This is a genomic window from Bacteroides sp. 1_1_14 (assembly GCF_000162515.1).
GTDB classification, from domain to species: domain Bacteria; phylum Bacteroidota; class Bacteroidia; order Bacteroidales; family Bacteroidaceae; genus Bacteroides; species Bacteroides thetaiotaomicron.
In genome coordinates this window covers 674,644-691,388 of the sequence record NZ_GG774703.1, presented here as the reverse complement: position 1 = coordinate 691,388, position 16,745 = coordinate 674,644, and the positions used below count along the sequence as shown (strand labels likewise).

Here is a 16,745-nt window from a genome sequence, read left to right as displayed (position 1 = left end):
AATTTAGTATTAACATAAATATCCTCATTCCCTCTCCTTTTTGGAGGGGGTCAGGGGGAAGCTATTATCATGAAAACCACCTCGTTCATACTTGCCCTTATTATATCCATCTCCATCGGAAAAGCCCAGACGAACCATCAGGTCTCTTACTTTTCCCTTCAAGATGTGAAGTTATTAAGCAGTCCTTTTCTGCAAGCTCAACAGACTGATTTACATTATATCTTAGCTCTCGACCCGGACAGATTATCAGCTCCTTTCCTTCGCGAAGCCGGACTGACACCCAAAGCCCCAAGCTATACCAACTGGGAGAATACAGGACTGGACGGTCACATCGGCGGACATTACCTTTCCGCACTTTCCATGATGTATGCCGCCACCGGAGATACGGCGATATACCACCGTCTCAACTATATGCTCAACGAACTACACCGTGCACAGCAAGCTGTCGGCACAGGATTTATCGGAGGAACACCCGGTAGCCTCCAACTTTGGAAAGAAATCAAAGCAGGTGACATTCGTGCCGGAGGCTTCAGCTTAAACGGCAAATGGGTACCCCTCTATAATATACACAAAACGTATGCCGGACTGCGGGACGCTTACCTGTATGCCCACAGCGATCTGGCACGTCAGATGCTGATTGATCTTACCGACTGGATGATTGATATTACTTCCGGTCTTAGCGACAACCAAATGCAGGATATGCTCCGCAGTGAACACGGCGGCTTAAATGAAACGTTTGCGGATGTAGCGGAAATAACAGGCGATAAGAAATACCTGAAACTGGCACGCCGTTTCTCTCATAAAGTCATTCTCGACCGGCTTATCAAAAACGAAGACAGGTTAAACGGAATGCATGCCAACACACAAATTCCTAAAGTAATCGGATACAAACGGGTAGCCGAAGTTTCAAAGAATGACAAAGACTGGAATCATGCAGCAGAATGGGATCATGCAGCCCGTTTTTTCTGGAATACCGTAGTCAATCACCGTTCCGTGTGTATCGGCGGGAACAGCGTACGCGAACATTTTCATCCATCGGACAACTTTACGTCTATGCTGAATGACGTTCAGGGACCGGAGACTTGCAATACTTACAACATGCTCCGGCTGACCAAAATGCTTTATCAGAACTCCGGAGACGTTGACAACTCCAACAAACCGGACCCACGTTATGTAGATTATTATGAACGTGCACTCTACAATCATATCCTGTCATCACAAGAACCGGATAAAGGCGGATTCGTCTACTTTACTCCGATGCGTCCCGGACATTATCGGGTATACTCGCAACCGGAAACATCGATGTGGTGCTGCGTCGGTTCAGGCTTGGAAAATCACACCAAGTATGGTGAATTTATTTATGCGCATCAACAAGATACGCTTTACGTCAATCTTTTTATTCCTTCACAACTGAACTGGAAAGAACAAGGCGTTACCTTAACGCAGGAAACTCTCTTCCCCGATGATGAAAAAGTTACCTTACGAATAGACAAAGCCGCTAAGAAGAAACTGACATTAATGATTCGTATACCGGAATGGGCAGGAAACTCAAAAGGGTATGAAATCACCATCAACGGCAAGAAGCACCTTTCTGACATACAGGCGGGAACCAGTACATACCTTCCCCTCCGGCGTAAATGGAAGAAAGGAGATGTTATCACCTTCCATCTGCCTATGAAGGTCAGCCTGGAGCAGATTCCAGACAAGAAAGATTACTATGCTTTCTTATACGGTCCCATCGTTCTTGCAACTTCTACAGGAACAGAAAACCTTGACGGAATCTATGCAGACGACAGCCGCGGCGGTCACATTGCCCACGGCCGGCAAACACCTTTGCAGGAGGTCCCGATGCTGATCGGGAATCCCGATTCTATCCGCCATTCTCTTCACAAACTGAGCGGAAGCAAACTAGCTTTTAGTTATGATGGAAACGTTTATCCGGCACAAAAGAATAAATCACTGGAGCTTATTCCGTTCTTCCGCCTGCATAATTCCCGTTATGCCGTTTATTTCCGCCAAGCCAGTGAAGAACAGTTCAAAACGATTCAGGAAGAAATGGCTACAGCCGAACAGAAAGCGACCGACCTGGCGAACCGGACAGTTGACCTGATCTTCCCCGGTGAACAGCAACCGGAATCTGATCATAGCATTCAATATGAAGCTTCCGAAACCGGAACCCACAAAGACCGTCATTTCCGCCGGGCTAAAGGTTGGTTCAGCTATAACCTGAAAATAAAAGAAGAAGCAAGCCAGCTTATGATCACCGTACGGCAAGAAGACCGTAACAAAGCAGTGATCCTGCTGAATAACGAAAAACTGACCGTTCATCCCACTGTGAGCAAAGCCGACAAAGACGGTTTTATCAGACTCTGTTATCTCCTGCCCCGTAAGTTAAAAGCAGGAAGCTGCGAGATTCTTTTTAAGCCGGACGGAACAGAATGGACCTCTGCCGTTTATGAAGTACGCTTACTGAAGTAACCGTAAGAACAAGAGAATGATCATCGTAAAAATCAAACTTCTATATAATCATTTAAACAAATTCCATTTATGAAAGCAAAACTATTAGTCAGCACGGCCTTTCTGGCAGCCTCGGTATCTCTTTCAGCACAAAAGAGTGCTACCATCACTGTACATGCCGACCAAGGCAAAGAAATCATCCCGAAGGAAATCTACGGTCAATTTGCCGAACACCTGGGTTCATGTATCTACGGTGGTCTTTGGGTAGGCGAAAATTCGGATATTCCTAATATCAAAGGATACCGCACGGACGTATTTAATGCATTAAAAGACTTGTCTGTTCCTGTTCTCCGCTGGCCGGGCGGCTGCTTTGCAGACGAATATCACTGGATGGACGGTATCGGTCCCAAAGAAAACCGCCCGAAGATGGTGAACAACAACTGGGGAGGAACGATTGAAGACAACAGTTTCGGAACACACGAATTTCTGAACCTTTGCGAAATGCTGGGCTGCGAACCATATATAAGTGGAAACGTAGGCAGCGGCACGGTAGAAGAACTCGCCAAATGGGTGGAGTACATGACTTCCGACGGTGATTCTCCAATGGCAAATCTGCGTCGCAAGAACGGCCGAGACAAGGCATGGAAAGTAAAATATCTCGGTGTAGGAAATGAAAGCTGGGGATGCGGCGGCAGCATGCGTCCTGAATATTATGCCGATCTGTATCGCCGTTATTCTACTTATTGCCGTAACTATGACGGTAATCATCTGTTTAAGATAGCCAGTGGTGCCAGTGATTACGACTATAACTGGACGGATGTACTGATGAATCGTGTCGGTCACCGGATGCAAGGTCTATCCTTACACTACTATACAGTTACAGGATGGAGCGGCAGCAAAGGCGCGGCAACCCAATTCAACAAAGACGATTATTACTGGACGATGGGCAAATGTCTTGAAGTGGAAGATGTCATCAAAAAACATTGCGCCATCATGGACAAATATGATAAAGACAAGAAGATTGCCCTTTTGCTTGACGAATGGGGCACTTGGTGGGACGAAGAACCAGGAACGGTCAGAGGTCATCTGTATCAGCAAAACACATTGCGTGATGCCTTCGTTGCTTCTTTAAGTCTCGATGTATTCCACAAATATACCGACCGTCTGAAAATGGCGAACATTGCTCAGATAGTCAACGTTCTGCAATCTATGATTCTGACTAAAGACAAAGATATGGTACTTACTCCTACTTATTATGTATTTAAGATGTACAAAGTGCATCAGGATGCAACCTATCTTCCACTCGACCTGACTTGCGAGAAAATGAACGTACGCGATAACCGTACAGTTCCCATGGTCAGCGCAACAGCTTCTAAGAACAAGAACGGAGTGATCCATATTTCTCTCTCCAACGTAGATGCAGACAACGCACAGGAAATCACAGTCAATCTTCCGGACGTAAATGCCAAAAAGGCGATTGGAGAAATCCTGACTTCTGCTAATCTGACTGATTACAACTCTTTCGAAAAACCTAATATTGTAAAACCGGCTTCCTTCAAAGAGGTAAAAATCAATAAAGGAATTATGAAGGTAAAACTACCGGCTAAGTCAATTGTTACTTTAGAGTTACAGTAATCTAATAGTAAATACTTACTGTATTGTAAACAAGAAGGCTGTTAAAAAGCCTACAAAAAAGATAGCTCTTTTGGATGGTTAATTACACATAAAGAGCTATCTTTGCCAACATTATGAGAAATATGCCAAGTAATTGGCACATTGACAGACTAGCAAATCTATTAATTATTAAAGATATGAACGATAATAAACTTATGAATCGTGCAGCGGATAACATCCGTATTCTTGCTGCTTCAATGGTTGAGAAAGCCAATTCCGGTCACCCGGGTGGCGCCATGGGTGGTGCTGACTTTGTAAATGTACTCTTCTCTGAGTTTCTAGTATACGATCCTGAAAATCCGCGTTGGGAAGGTCGTGACCGTTTCTTCCTTGATCCGGGTCATATGTCTCCGATGCTCTATTCTACATTGGCATTGACAGGTAAGTTCACTTTGGACGAACTAAAAGAATTTCGCCAATGGGGAAGCCCTACTCCGGGACATCCGGAAGTAGACATCATGCGTGGTATCGAAAATACTTCCGGTCCGCTGGGACAGGGACATACTTTCGCTGTAGGTGCCGCTATCGCAGCTAAATTCCTGAAAGCACGCTTCAATGAAGTAATGAATCAGACTATTTACGCATACATTTCCGATGGTGGTATTCAGGAAGAAATCTCTCAGGGTGCCGGACGCATTGCCGGTGCATTGGGACTGGACAACCTGATCATGTTCTACGACTCCAACGATATTCAGCTTTCTACAGAAACGAAAGATGTAACCGTTGAAGACACTGCCATGAAATATGAAGCATGGGGATGGAACGTACTCAGCATCAATGGTAATGATCCTGACGAAATCCGTGCAGCTATCAAAGAAGCTCAGGCAGAAAAAGAGCGCCCGACTCTGATTATCGGTAAAACCGTTATGGGTAAAGGCGCACGCAAAGCAGACGGTAGCAGCTACGAAGCCAACTGTGCTACACACGGCGCTCCGCTCGGTGGCGACGCCTATGTAAATACAATCAAGAATTTGGGTGGCGATCCTGTCAATCCGTTCGTGATTTTCCCGGAAGTAGCCGAACTGTATGCAAAGAGAGCAGCAGAATTAAAGAAAATCGTAGCTGAAAGATATGCAAAGAAAGCCGAATGGACCAAAGCCAATCCGGAACTGGCAGCTAAACTGGAAGCATTCTTCTCCGGCAAAGCTCCCAAAGTAGACTGGGCTGCCATCGAACAGAAAGCAGGTACTGCCACTCGTGCCGCTTCTGCAACTGTTCTGAGTGCTCTTGCAATGCAGGTAGAAAACATGATCGTTGCTTCTGCCGACCTTTCTAACTCTGACAAGACTGACGGTTTCCTGAAGAAAACTCATTCTTTCAAGAAGGGCGATTTCAGCGGCGCATTCTTCCAGGCCGGTGTATCTGAATTATCGATGGCTTGTATCTGTATCGGTATGTCACTTCACGGTGGTGTGATCGCTGCTTGCGGTACATTCTTCGTATTCTCCGACTATATGAAACCTGCCGTACGTATGGCTGCTCTGATGGAACAACCTGTGAAGTTCATCTGGACTCACGATGCGTTCCGCGTAGGTGAAGACGGTCCTACTCATGAACCGGTAGAACAGGAAGCTCAAATCCGCCTGATGGAGAAACTGAAAAACCACAAGGGACACAACTCTATGTTGGTACTTCGTCCGGCTGATGCGGAAGAAACGACTATCGCATGGAAACTTGCCATGGAAAATATGTCTACTCCGACAGGTCTGATCTTCTCCCGCCAGAATATCGCCAACCTGCCTGCCGGAACTGATTACGAACAAGCAGCCAAGGGTGCTTATATCGTAGCCGGTTCAGACGAAAATCCGGATGTAATCCTGGTAGCTTCAGGTTCCGAAGTGTCTACTTTGGTAGCCGGTACAGAGTTGCTTCGCAAGGATGGCGTAAAAGTTCGTATCGTATCTGCACCATCAGAAGGTCTGTTCCGCAGCCAGTCTAAGGAATATCAGGAATCAGTTCTTCCGGCTGATGCCAAGATATTCGGTCTTACTGCCGGTTTGCCTGTCACTCTTCAAGGTCTGGTAGGTTGCCACGGCAAAGTATGGGGATTGGAATCTTTCGGTTTCTCTGCTCCTTACACAGTATTGGATGAAAAACTTGGATTTACTGCCGAGAACGTATATAATCAGGTAAAAGCAATGATTTAATGAAAACAATTGGATTAGCATGCGACCACGCCGGTTTTGAACTAAAAGAATATGTTCGCGGCTGGCTGGAAGTAAAAGGCTGGGCTTACAAAGATTTCGGAACCAACTCTGCCGCAAGCGTAGATTATCCGGACTATGCCCATCCGCTGGCCCTAGCAGTAGAATCGGGTGAATGTTATCCCGGTATTGCGATCTGCGGCAGCGGAAACGGAATCAACATGACTCTGAACAAGCATCAGGGAATACGTGCTGCTCTTTGCTGGAATGCAGAGATCGCACATCTGGCCCGTCAACATAATGACGCTAATATTCTCGTGATGCCGGGACGCTTCATCAGCACTGAGGAGGCGGACATGATATTGACAGAGTTCTTCTCAACACAGTTTGAGGGGGGACGCCATAAAAATCGTATTGATAAGATTCCGGTAAAATAAAGCCTGATAAGCATTCAAATATAAATAAAGCTGTTCTTCTTTCTTGAAGAACAGCTTTATTTATAAGTACTGATTACAAAAGGGTACCTGCATCGTCTTACTATATGACGAAGTTAAAAAACAGAAGTTATGGGTAAACTGAATATGAAAGACTGGATCAATCAGACGATCCTGAATAAAAAGGTCATTTCCATTCCTATCATGACACATCCGGGCATCGAGCTTATCGGAAAGACGGTTCATGATGCAGTAACGAACGGACAGGTGCATTATGAAGCAATCAAAGCGCTCTGCGACAAATATCCTTCTGCTGCCGCAACGGTTATTATGGATTTAACGGTAGAGGCGGAAGCATTCGGAGCCGAAATTGTATTTCCGGAGAATGAAGTTCCAAGCGTATCCGGTCGTTTGCTTGCAGACGAAGCTGCTATTGAGACCTTGGAAATACCGGCACTGAATAAAGGAAGGATTGCACAATATCTCAAAGCGAATATGCTGACTGCAAAGAATATCACAGACCGTCCGGTGCTGGCTGGTTGTATCGGTCCTTATTCATTAGCGGGACGCTTGTATGATATGTCTGAGATCATGATGCTGATTTATATCAACCCCGAGGCAGCCAACACTTTGCTGCGCAAATGTACCGATTTCATTATTCGGTACTGCATGGCTCTGAAAGCGACCGGAGTGAATGGAGTGGTAATGGCGGAACCTGCTGCCGGATTATTATCCAATGAAGATTGCCTGCAATACTCTTCTGTATTCGTAAAAGAAATAGTTGAGAAGGTTCAGGATGATCATTTCACCGTTGTACTTCATAATTGCGGGAATACAGGAAATTGTACCCAGGCTATGGTATATACGGGTGCGGCAGCCTATCATTTCGGAAATAAAATCAACATGGAAGAAGCATTGAAAGAAGTTCCTGCCGATGCTCTTGCGATGGGTAATCTTGATCCGGTCAGCCTTTTTAAGATGTTGAGTCCGGAGGAAATGAAAAAAGTGACTCTCCAGTTATTGGAAGCCACTTCCGCATATCCGAACTTCGTTCTGTCGAGCGGTTGCGATATACCGCCATATACGCCATTAGCTAATATAAATGCTTTTTATACAGCATTGGAAGAGTTCAATGAAACTCGAAATTAGGCTGTCATTCAGATAATGTCAGTTAATAATGATTGAGCAAGAACTCACTTATCAAGACTTACGAATCCCATCGTCCGAAATTTATGAAGCGATGGGGTACAAAGATTCTATACCGGATCAGATGGTGATAGATGAGACTAATACGTTGCTAAAACGGATTACTCCCCTGCTTCGCCCTCGGTTCGCATTCTTCTTTATGGAAGGGACACTTGATATCGAAAAAGAGACTCTTAGCGTACTTCAAAGTATCCATCCACCCACTGTCAATCTTATACAAGACACCATTCCCACACGGAGCCCTGAGCAAAACACTTTTTCTACACAAAGTAAAAGTACCGTTTTCTCTGTTGGTAAAACCATCGCCCGTCAATTAAGAGGATCGGAAGCGTTTGTCTTTTTTGCAGCTACTGCCGGAACTGAGTTTGAGGTATTCCAGCATACGTTGCAACAAGAAGGAGATATGGTCAAAATATACATAGCAGACTCATTAGGGAGTATTATTGCAGAAAAGACGGCTGATTGCATGGAAGTCGCTTTGGTTGAATATATACGGGAGAAGAACTGGAAACATACCAACCGATACAGTCCAGGATACTGTGGATGGCACGTTTCGGAACAACAAAAACTGTTCCCATTGTTCCCCATAGCTGCTCCCTGTGGCATCCGGTTGACAGATTCCAGCCTCATGGTACCCATCAAATCAGTTAGTGGCGTCATCGGAACGGGCACTAATGTCCGCAAGCTTGAATACACTTGTGGACTGTGCACTTACGAAAACTGTTATCGCAAAAGAAAACACAGATAAATTTGTGATCGGGGGCTAATTAAAAGTCGGTAGTACCACCATTCTCCTCCTTCGGGAAGGAGGAGTGGTCGAAGACTGAGGTGGTAGGTGAAGACATAAATCAATGCTAATAAAAATGTTATATAATTACCTACCACCTCCCCCTACGGGTACTCCTCCTTCCCGAAGGAGGATACTTAAGATACTATCGACTTTTTAGTCAGCTTTATATCTTCTTTAATGGCCATTAAAGAAGATGTAGAGTCCTATCATAGTTACGATAAGCAACCCCCATAAGATAAGTACAATGCGGGCAGGCTTTTCTTCGATCTTCTCCATATTCAATATTGCCGTCTGAGGAGTCTTATCCAATAGACTGACAACTACCATCCCTATCCCGATAATAACGAACAGGTAGAAGGATAATAACATAAAATGAGGCCATGCAGAATATTGATCCGCAGGAAATACCCATAGGTACAATACACCTACTCCTATACTGAATACCGTCCCCACTGTCAGGGCAGCGTTAGCAGCCAACGTAGTCGTATGCTTCCAGAAAACGCCAAAAAGGAAAACTGCCGCCATAGGAGGCGCAATGAATCCCAATACAGACTGGAAAACATTGAATAAATTCAGTCCGTGAATGCTGTCAATGGCAATCGTTATGATTACCGATATCAGAGCACCGGCTACCGTCACCACTTGTCCGACCCGGATGATCTCCTTCTGCTTCGCCTGCGGGCGAATCTTCTTCACATAAATATCCATTGTAAACACAGTACTCAAAGCATTCAATGCCGATCCGATAGTACTGACAAGTGCGGCAGTCAACACAGCCAACACCAGTCCCACCATCCCGACAGGAAACAAATGGGTTACCATCGTCATATACGCCTCATCGGGATTCTCCAACTGCGGAAACAAGGCCAGACAGATGATACCCGGAAGAATATAAAGAGGAACATCCAGTATTTTGAGCCATCCGGTAAAGTTCGTTCCCAACTGTCCTTCTTTCAGACTTTTGGCTGCCAACACAGGCTGTACCATCGACTGATCCGTACACCAGAACCATACTCCCATCACAGGATATCCCAAAATAATCGGCAACCAAGGGAAAGCGGTATCATCATTCGGTCTGAACAGATTCCAGAAGTCTGCCGGAACGGCATCTGTCAGAGCCGATATACCACCAACTTTATAGATTCCTACAATAGCCAACGCAGCCGAAACAAGAATCAACAGGATCATCTGATAAACATTCGTGTAGGCAACCGCTTTCAATCCTCCGAGCATCGTAAAGAATGCGGATATGATCAGCAATATCAAAGCGGATTGCCACATCGGTATATCGAATACCTGACGAATCAGAACGCCACCCGCAAACAATGTCAATGCCAGCCAGGAAATCAAGATTGTAACAATCGTATACCATGCCAAGATATTACGGGTAGACTGTCCGAACCGCTTTCCCATAAACTCCGGCAAGGTGGAAACACGAGAACCCAAGTAACGGGGAGCGAAAACAAAAGCAAGCAGGCATATAAAAACGAAGGCATACCAGGCATAATTGCCCGAAACGATGCCGGTAGTAAATCCGGCGCTGGCAGAAGCTATCAACATAGACGGCCCCACATTAGTCCCCCACATGGAGAATCCGATGTGGTGCCATCTCAAAGAATGTTCCGCCAAAAAGAGACTGCTCCCCTTCTTTCGTTTGGAACTTGCCCATATACCAATGGCGATAAGAATCAGAAAATAGGCAATCAGAATGCCCCAATCCAGTGTGTCTAAGAATTTCGCGTGCATAATTCAAGTATTAACAATTAAAATATTCTTAATCTCTTTTCCCCATCAGCACTTTGGCGACCGCCACGGCAGTATTAGCATTATCACTATACCCGTCAGCACCGATTTCATCGGCAAATCCCTGACTCACGGGTGCTCCTCCGATCATCACTTTCACCTGATCGCGGATCCCCGCCTCTTCCAATGCCCGGATCACATCCTGCATATAAGTCATAGTGGTAGTCAGCAAGGCACTCATACATAAAATGTCCGCTTTGTTTTCCTTCACCGCTTCAACAAACTTGTCGCAAGTAACATCAATACCGATATTAATCACTTCGAAGCCACAACCTTCCAGCATGGAAGCCACGAGGTTCTTTCCAATATCATGCAAATCTCCTTTTACAGTACCGATCACAATTTTCCCGATAGTAGCAGATGCATTCCCCGCCAGTAAAGGTTTCAAAAGTTCCAAAGCTCCTTTCATTGCACGCCCCGCCATGAGAAGCTGAGGAACAAAGGCCTTGCCGTCCTGAAAACGCTGACCGACTTCGCCCATAGCCGTAATCATATAACCATTGATAATATCCTGCGGGAGTACCCCGGCAGCAATGGCATCCTTTGTAACTTCAACAGCCGGTTCCAGTTTTCCGGCTACAATGGCATCATACAAAGGTTTCATCCGATCCTCTTCCTGAGACTTTTCTTCTCTGATCCGAATACTTTCCTGTGCATTATCCTGTTCTCCAACGGGTTGATTCGTGTGAACATCTGCAGACACAGACGAAGAAGAGCCGGTATATTCCTCAATGATTCTCATTGCCTGCTCCACTTCCCTCTCATTGTGGAAATCCATTTCCAGATGCACTCCGTCTGCCCCGATATGGTCCAACAAAGGTTTCAGTTCCTCCAGAGTCACCCAGCAAGCCATTACGCTCTTGCCTCCTGCCAATATCTTCTTATATAAATCGTACCACTTCGGAGAACCTCCCTGCGGCTCGCCGACACCGGGCGTCCATTGGATGGCATTCAGTTCTTCAATCTCCAGCAAGGCGGGAAGATGATGCATCGCTCCCACTCCATCAAGATGATAGAGCGTATAATCGATTTTCTGACATTGCTCACGAATAAACGGCTGCACAAAACGACGATAATCATCCTGACTGATCATGGTAGAAATATCGCTCTGCAACTTACTCATCTTGCCCGGAGCCCATGAAGAGAAATAGCAGAATGCCATTTCATCCCCTTCACGGATAATGTCGTAGAGTTCATCAAAGACTTTAAAATAGATGTCATTGATCTGCTGCATCTGTTGCTCCAGTACTTCGGGCTGCATCACCGTATCCAGCAATACCATATCCGTACCTTTCAAAGCCGCCAATACATCCAGTCCTTCCATCAGGTCGGGCATACCGACAAAGTAGTTTCCGTTGGCTTTAGCCTTACAGGCTTTCAGAAGTTCTTTATGCAAGAGCCAGTTCGGATGTTCGGGATTGAATACGATCTCATCATTAAAGTTCGGATCGGGATGTATCCAGATCGTATCTTCGCCTCCTTCAAATACTCCGCCCAGAATAGCAGCCAGCGAGCCGGGACCCAACTGAGTATTTGCAACAGGCAGCATATCCGCCATCAGACTACTGTGAGCGACATACCAATCCAGATATTCCGCCCGCCATTGAGGGTCGAACCACTTCTGCGACAAATCCCTTGCCGGAGCAGGTGGAGCAATGTCGGCGTGCGGTTTCACGCCTTCCTGAAAGTGTTCCCACATAGAAAGAATAATTCCTTTATGATTCCACCAATTTATATAACGCTGTTTCGTTTCTTCTAAGTTTGTTTTCCAAGTTTTCATCGCTATTCTTTATTTAGTCCAAAATCCTTTGTAATTATGATCTATGCGCAAGGCAATACTTTTGCTTAAATCCATCTCGTCTGTACAATTCACTTCCTCAGGATAAATCGGGATAACGGCATTCTCACGCACATAAACAGGCATCTCTTCCAAGGGCACATACACCTCTTTCAGCCAGCGTCCGCCTTGCAACCGTTCGCCGGTAAAGAAATTCACCCACTGTCCTTCGGGGAGATAAATGTCGCGACGGTTTTCGCTATTCATCACCGGAGCTACCAGGAAATCATTGCCGAAGTAATATTCGTCATCGATATGCCAGCAGAGTTTATCTTCCGGATGATGCAGGATGAGTGCCTGTAACAATGGCCAGCCACTTTCTACTGCCAGTTTACTTTGCTCTATGATGTAGGGAATCAACGAGTAGCGCAGTTTCCACCACTTCTTCACCAGCGGGGCGATAGCCGGATAATGCCAGGGTTCCCGCTTATTGGTTCCATGATAACGGATGTGTGAGGTGAACACTCCAAACTGGGTCCAGCGCATATAGACGTCCTCCGCTACGATTGAGTTCATAAAATTGGGCAAGGTATGGAATCCGGGGACATCATGGCTCCAGAAGGCAAAGCCCGATAAACCGAAGTGCAGGCCTCCTTTGAGTGAACCGGCCATGCCATCCCATGAACTGCAGGAGTCACCTCCCCAGTGCAATGGATAACGCTGGCAACCCGCCCAAGCGGCACGTGCCCAGACAATGCCGTCCCCTGTTACCTCCTTTGTTATTTCGTAAGCTGCTTTCTGATAGAGCAAGGCATACAGGTTATTCAACAGTTCCGGTTTCATGCCCTTGTAGACAGCATCCATGTGGATATTTTCTCCGAAATCGGTTTTAATACAGGTGACTCCCATATCCAGAAGTTGCTTTAATAGCCCCTTGTACCATTCGGTTGCCTTCGGATAAGTAAAGTCGATAGTACCCGCATAATCCAGAGCCGAGAAGTTGGAACCGTCCGTGTCCTGCTGCTTCGTCAGAGGAGCTATATACTCATTCGCCTTTGCCTCTTCGATCTGTTCCGCATCTTCAGCAACATAAGGTAACTGCCATAAGGACACACGATAACCGTTCTTCTTCAATCTCTGAATGAATCCTTTCGGGTCGGGAAAACGTTCCTCGTTAAACTTCCATTCACACAGCCAGTCGGTTCTGAACCATCCGGTATCCAGATGGATGACATCGCAGGGATAATGTTCGGCACGCATACGGTCGCAGATCTCATTTACTTCGTCGGCACTGAAATAAGTCATCCGGCTCATCCACACTCCGAAACTCCAGAGAGGAGGCATCGAAGGATATCCGGTCAGGTCACGGTAGCCGCGGAGTATCTCTTCCATCGTATCGCCGGCAATGACAAATGCATCCAGCATAGCCTGATCGCTCAGGAACTGTACGGAGCGGGTGGAATGTCCCGCCAGCGAAAGTTTGCTGTGGGCGCAGGTATGGTAAAAAGTCCCGTACATCCGGCTGGAGAGATAGAAAGGTATATTCTTATAGGTACGCCGGTTATTTACTCCCTGCCCGTCCTGATTCTTGAGGAAAAGCGTTTGTCCGCTCAAGTCCATTTTGAAGAAACGCTCTCCGGTTCCTGCAAAGCATTCATCCGGCCGGCTCTCGAAAGAAAGGGTGGCACGTTCCTTTTTGCCCGTCCGTTTGCAGAAGGCAATGGGCAGTCCGTCATAGCGGGGAGGCGAGAAATGATCGTATGCTGCCAGGCGGATTTCCCGTTTGCCGTCAGGATACAGAGTGATGTCCAGTGTTTCCTGAGGATCGGGCAGTAACTCGCTCCATCGGTCCAAAGCCGGCTCTTCTACATTGATAACGGCACGCTTCGTCCCGTCTTGGGTGAAAAGAATCCATTTGCCTCCCTGCTTCTCTACAGACAAAGGTACTCTGCGAATCCGTTCGCTGAATTGCAGCATTTCCGACTGATCTGTCAGTTCATATTCACCAAATCCAAGAAACAGACGGGTAATGCCGATATTATACTGGCGTATGATCAACGTATATTCTTCTCGGGGGACAGCCGTATCCGCAACCATATCATTAGCTAACAGCTGTTTTTGAAAGGGGACCGTGACACAGATATCCCCATCCTTTTCGTAAACGGCTGTCGGTTTACAGGCTTTCCAAAGTGACTCATCCCTTAATAACTCTGTATCGAAATCAAGGAAATCAAACAAATGGTAATTAGTAGGTTTCATTTATGATCTATTATTATTAGTTTTATCTTTATTTATCTATACTCATGCAGACTTCACAAGTCTCTATGGTCCTACTTTTTGCACAGCCCGACACTGCGATAGGCTCAGTGTCGGACTGTACTTACTCCGGTTTTATCCTTCCGGCCTTATTCTTAATGCTTTCTGCCACTTGTGGTCCGTTATTTTTCCACACATTCCGATTGCCGGGACGATTCGAGTCGAAACGTTCAGTCGGACACCAATTGTTTTCAATCGTATATCCGTCCGTAGCTTCATCCAAATAAATATAAAAGGCCCTGTCATTGGTGGCGTAAGGTGCTTCTTCGAGATGTTCGATCCGATTATTCCGCATCACGGAGCCCGGTTGATTGGAAAGCGTATAAAGTCCTCCGGCATCATACAGACGACGGGCAAAGTGATGTACATAGTTGGCTTCTATCCGGTTGTTTTTCATTCCGCTTTCCAAGGATGTCCATCCCCAGCCGACACAAATACCCGAATAATTCAAGTGACAGACTTCATTATGGGAAATGTCGATACCGCTGACGTATCCCGCACCGATCCCCACGCACCCCCAGTCTTCATTGGTCACATCAGTGATCAGATTATTTTTAATGGTAATGTCCGTGCATAGGTTACGTTCTTCCGGAGGGATGAAAGGCACATGCGTCTCAAAACCTCTGTCGGGGAATGCACCAATCAGTATGCCTGTACCGCCGATATCCGAAAAGACACAATTCTCTATGCCGGAAGATGAAACAGCCCATTCATAATCCAGTCCGGTAGATGCCAGATGCCGGAACCTGCAGCGACTGAACGTAAGATGCTCAGTACCCCGTACACGTATTGCCGTTTCGGGGCGTGCAATCCACGCCTGGTTCTCCAGTTCTGCTTTCTCCGGAAGTCCCGGTTCATGCAGTTTATAAGCATCCAGCAGAGGAAAACCTCCTTGCAAAGTGACATGTCCCTGATAGGAAGGACGCATCCATGAAGTATGGGCAAAGGTGATTCCTTCCACTCGAATATGCCGCACCGGGCGTTCCAATGTGCCGTCTACAATCATCAATGTTTCCAGAGCAGGAACGATCACTTCGGCAGTCTCCATATCTTCTTCCGAGCGGGGATAATAGTAGATTGTCCCCGACGGATATTCCTGAAACCACTCTCCGGGTTGGTCCAGCAGTTCCAGAGCATTCGTCAGGCAAAAGGAAGAGTTGCCTTTCTCTCCCCCGATGATGGGCTGAGGCCACGGATGGGCAAACTCCAGATGACTCTCCGGTTCGTGAAAGCGAATGACGGCCTGTTCTCCCCTGACGTCTATACTCTTCACACGCAGAATGGCAATCGCCCAACGTTGATGAACTATCATTTCCAGTTGACGGGCATTGGGGAGGTTTCCGATCTGAGAAGCAGGGATTGTTATCGTCTGTTCTTCCGGATTGAAATCAATCATCCGTTCCATCACTCCATCAGGAAACTGTGCCGCCCGCTGGGCCTTGTTACCGTCTACCCACATCTGGCGGGTTTCTACGATTCTATTTCCAAAGGATGGCGCCTTTGCCACCCATATTTTTGATCTTAATTCCTTTGCAATCCGAGGATCATCACATCCCTTTTTCCATCCGGTCACTGCCACTCCGCCACTGATGACAGGATGCGCATTCTCCACCGCACGGATGAGTGTCGGAGAATCGGACGTGCCGCTATCCTCCGGTCGGATAAACAAAGGAGCGGACTGTGCATAAACCCCGTCTTCCAAACAGATACAAATTCCTCCGGCCGCCTCGGGACGATTCAGCCTTCTCCATTCACGAGCCTGCTTGATGGCGCGATTCAAGGTAAGATAAGGAGCTTCTTTGGTACCTGCATTCCTGTCACTCCCATGCGGAGAAACATAAACCTCGCCTGCGACGAGAACGGAAAATAAACCTAAAGAAGCCATAAAAAGAAGAACAACGATTGTCTTTTTCATGGTACAAACTCAATGTGCTATTATAGTTAGGACGGGCATACATCAATTTAGTACTCGAATAGGATGAAAATAATAAAAATGCCATTGCTACAATTGGAGTACTTTCAGTATTCAGACTATTCAGTTTTACTCGCAAACGACTTGATAGAAGGGGATAGCGGCTGAAGGCACTATTTTGTACCCTGTCTTTAGGAGCTTCTAAACGGTGCAAGTGGCTTCAGTCCTTTCA

Annotated in this window: 10 protein-coding genes; 6 read left to right on the top strand and 4 right to left on the bottom strand. The window is 46.4% G+C overall.

All coding sequences use genetic code 11. The features are described 5' to 3' along the window. Window positions 1-69: 69 nt before the first annotated feature. The 6 genes from HMPREF9007_RS18320 to HMPREF9007_RS18345 all read left to right on the top strand — a co-directional run bounded on the left by HMPREF9007_RS18320 (window position 70) and on the right by HMPREF9007_RS18345 (window position 8,663). A complete protein-coding gene (locus HMPREF9007_RS18320; RefSeq protein WP_008760640.1) occupies window positions 70-2,478 on the top strand; it encodes a glycoside hydrolase family 127 protein in 2,409 nt (802 codons plus the stop codon). Between the two features lie 69 nt (window positions 2,479-2,547). Beyond that, on the top strand, window positions 2,548-4,092 hold the full coding sequence (locus tag HMPREF9007_RS18325) for an alpha-L-arabinofuranosidase C-terminal domain-containing protein (RefSeq protein WP_008760639.1): 1,545 nt from the start codon (window positions 2,548-2,550) through the stop codon (window positions 4,090-4,092). Between the two features lie 176 nt (window positions 4,093-4,268). Beyond that, window positions 4,269-6,278, top strand: a complete 2,010-nt coding sequence (locus tag HMPREF9007_RS18330; protein WP_008760638.1) for a transketolase — start codon at window positions 4,269-4,271, stop codon at window positions 6,276-6,278. After that, window positions 6,278-6,712 (top strand): ribose 5-phosphate isomerase B, encoded by a 435-nt coding sequence (rpiB, locus tag HMPREF9007_RS18335; RefSeq protein WP_008760637.1) that lies wholly within the window; start codon window positions 6,278-6,280, stop codon window positions 6,710-6,712. Before HMPREF9007_RS18330 ends, rpiB begins: the two co-directional genes overlap by 1 nt. A gap of 129 nt (window positions 6,713-6,841) precedes the next feature. Then, on the top strand, window positions 6,842-7,858 hold the full coding sequence (locus HMPREF9007_RS18340; protein WP_008760636.1) for a methylcobamide--CoM methyltransferase: 1,017 nt from the start codon (window positions 6,842-6,844) through the stop codon (window positions 7,856-7,858). Window positions 7,859-7,886: 28 nt separating this feature from the next. Further along, on the top strand, window positions 7,887-8,663 hold the full coding sequence (locus HMPREF9007_RS18345; protein WP_008760635.1) for a vitamin B12 dependent-methionine synthase activation domain-containing protein: 777 nt from the start codon (window positions 7,887-7,889) through the stop codon (window positions 8,661-8,663). A 216-nt stretch (window positions 8,664-8,879) separates the two neighbouring features. On the opposite strand, the gene HMPREF9007_RS18350 is transcribed toward HMPREF9007_RS18345, so the two are convergent. From HMPREF9007_RS18350 to HMPREF9007_RS18365, 4 genes are all read right to left on the bottom strand, one after another. After that, the gene (locus tag HMPREF9007_RS18350) at window positions 8,880-10,451 is read right to left on the bottom strand and encodes a sodium:solute symporter (protein WP_008760634.1); all 1,572 of its coding nucleotides are present in this window, start codon (window positions 10,449-10,451) and stop codon (window positions 8,880-8,882) included. A gap of 28 nt (window positions 10,452-10,479) precedes the next feature. Then, window positions 10,480-12,288, bottom strand: coding sequence for a corrinoid protein (locus tag HMPREF9007_RS18355; protein WP_008760633.1), 1,809 nt, complete (start codon window positions 12,286-12,288; stop codon window positions 10,480-10,482). Window positions 12,289-12,297: 9 nt separating this feature from the next. Further along, window positions 12,298-14,544, bottom strand: coding sequence for an alpha-xylosidase (locus HMPREF9007_RS18360; RefSeq protein ID WP_008760632.1), 2,247 nt, complete (start codon window positions 14,542-14,544; stop codon window positions 12,298-12,300). 121 nt (window positions 14,545-14,665) lie between these two features. Continuing rightward, on the bottom strand, window positions 14,666-16,516 hold the full coding sequence (locus HMPREF9007_RS18365) for a right-handed parallel beta-helix repeat-containing protein (protein ID WP_008760631.1): 1,851 nt from the start codon (window positions 16,514-16,516) through the stop codon (window positions 14,666-14,668). Window positions 16,517-16,745 lie beyond the last annotated feature (229 nt).

Excerpts from the sequence above, each read along its gene's own strand:
- HMPREF9007_RS18365 (WP_008760631.1), bottom strand. The coding sequence starts at position 16,516 with ATGAAAAAGACAATCGTTGTTCTTCTTTTTATGGCTTCTTTAGGTTTA.
- HMPREF9007_RS18320 (WP_008760640.1), top strand. The coding sequence starts at position 70 with ATGAAAACCACCTCGTTCATACTTGCCCTTATTATATCCATCTCCATC.
- HMPREF9007_RS18350 (WP_008760634.1), bottom strand. The coding sequence starts at position 10,451 with ATGCACGCGAAATTCTTAGACACACTGGATTGGGGCATTCTGATTGCC.
- HMPREF9007_RS18345 (WP_008760635.1), top strand. The coding sequence starts at position 7,887 with ATGATTGAGCAAGAACTCACTTATCAAGACTTACGAATCCCATCGTCC.
- HMPREF9007_RS18325 (WP_008760639.1), top strand. The coding sequence starts at position 2,548 with ATGAAAGCAAAACTATTAGTCAGCACGGCCTTTCTGGCAGCCTCGGTA.
- HMPREF9007_RS18355 (WP_008760633.1), bottom strand. The coding sequence starts at position 12,288 with ATGAAAACTTGGAAAACAAACTTAGAAGAAACGAAACAGCGTTATATA.
- HMPREF9007_RS18340 (WP_008760636.1), top strand. The coding sequence starts at position 6,842 with ATGGGTAAACTGAATATGAAAGACTGGATCAATCAGACGATCCTGAAT.
- HMPREF9007_RS18360 (WP_008760632.1), bottom strand. The coding sequence starts at position 14,544 with ATGAAACCTACTAATTACCATTTGTTTGATTTCCTTGATTTCGATACA.
- rpiB (WP_008760637.1), top strand. The coding sequence starts at position 6,278 with ATGAAAACAATTGGATTAGCATGCGACCACGCCGGTTTTGAACTAAAA.
- HMPREF9007_RS18330 (WP_008760638.1), top strand. The coding sequence starts at position 4,269 with ATGAACGATAATAAACTTATGAATCGTGCAGCGGATAACATCCGTATT.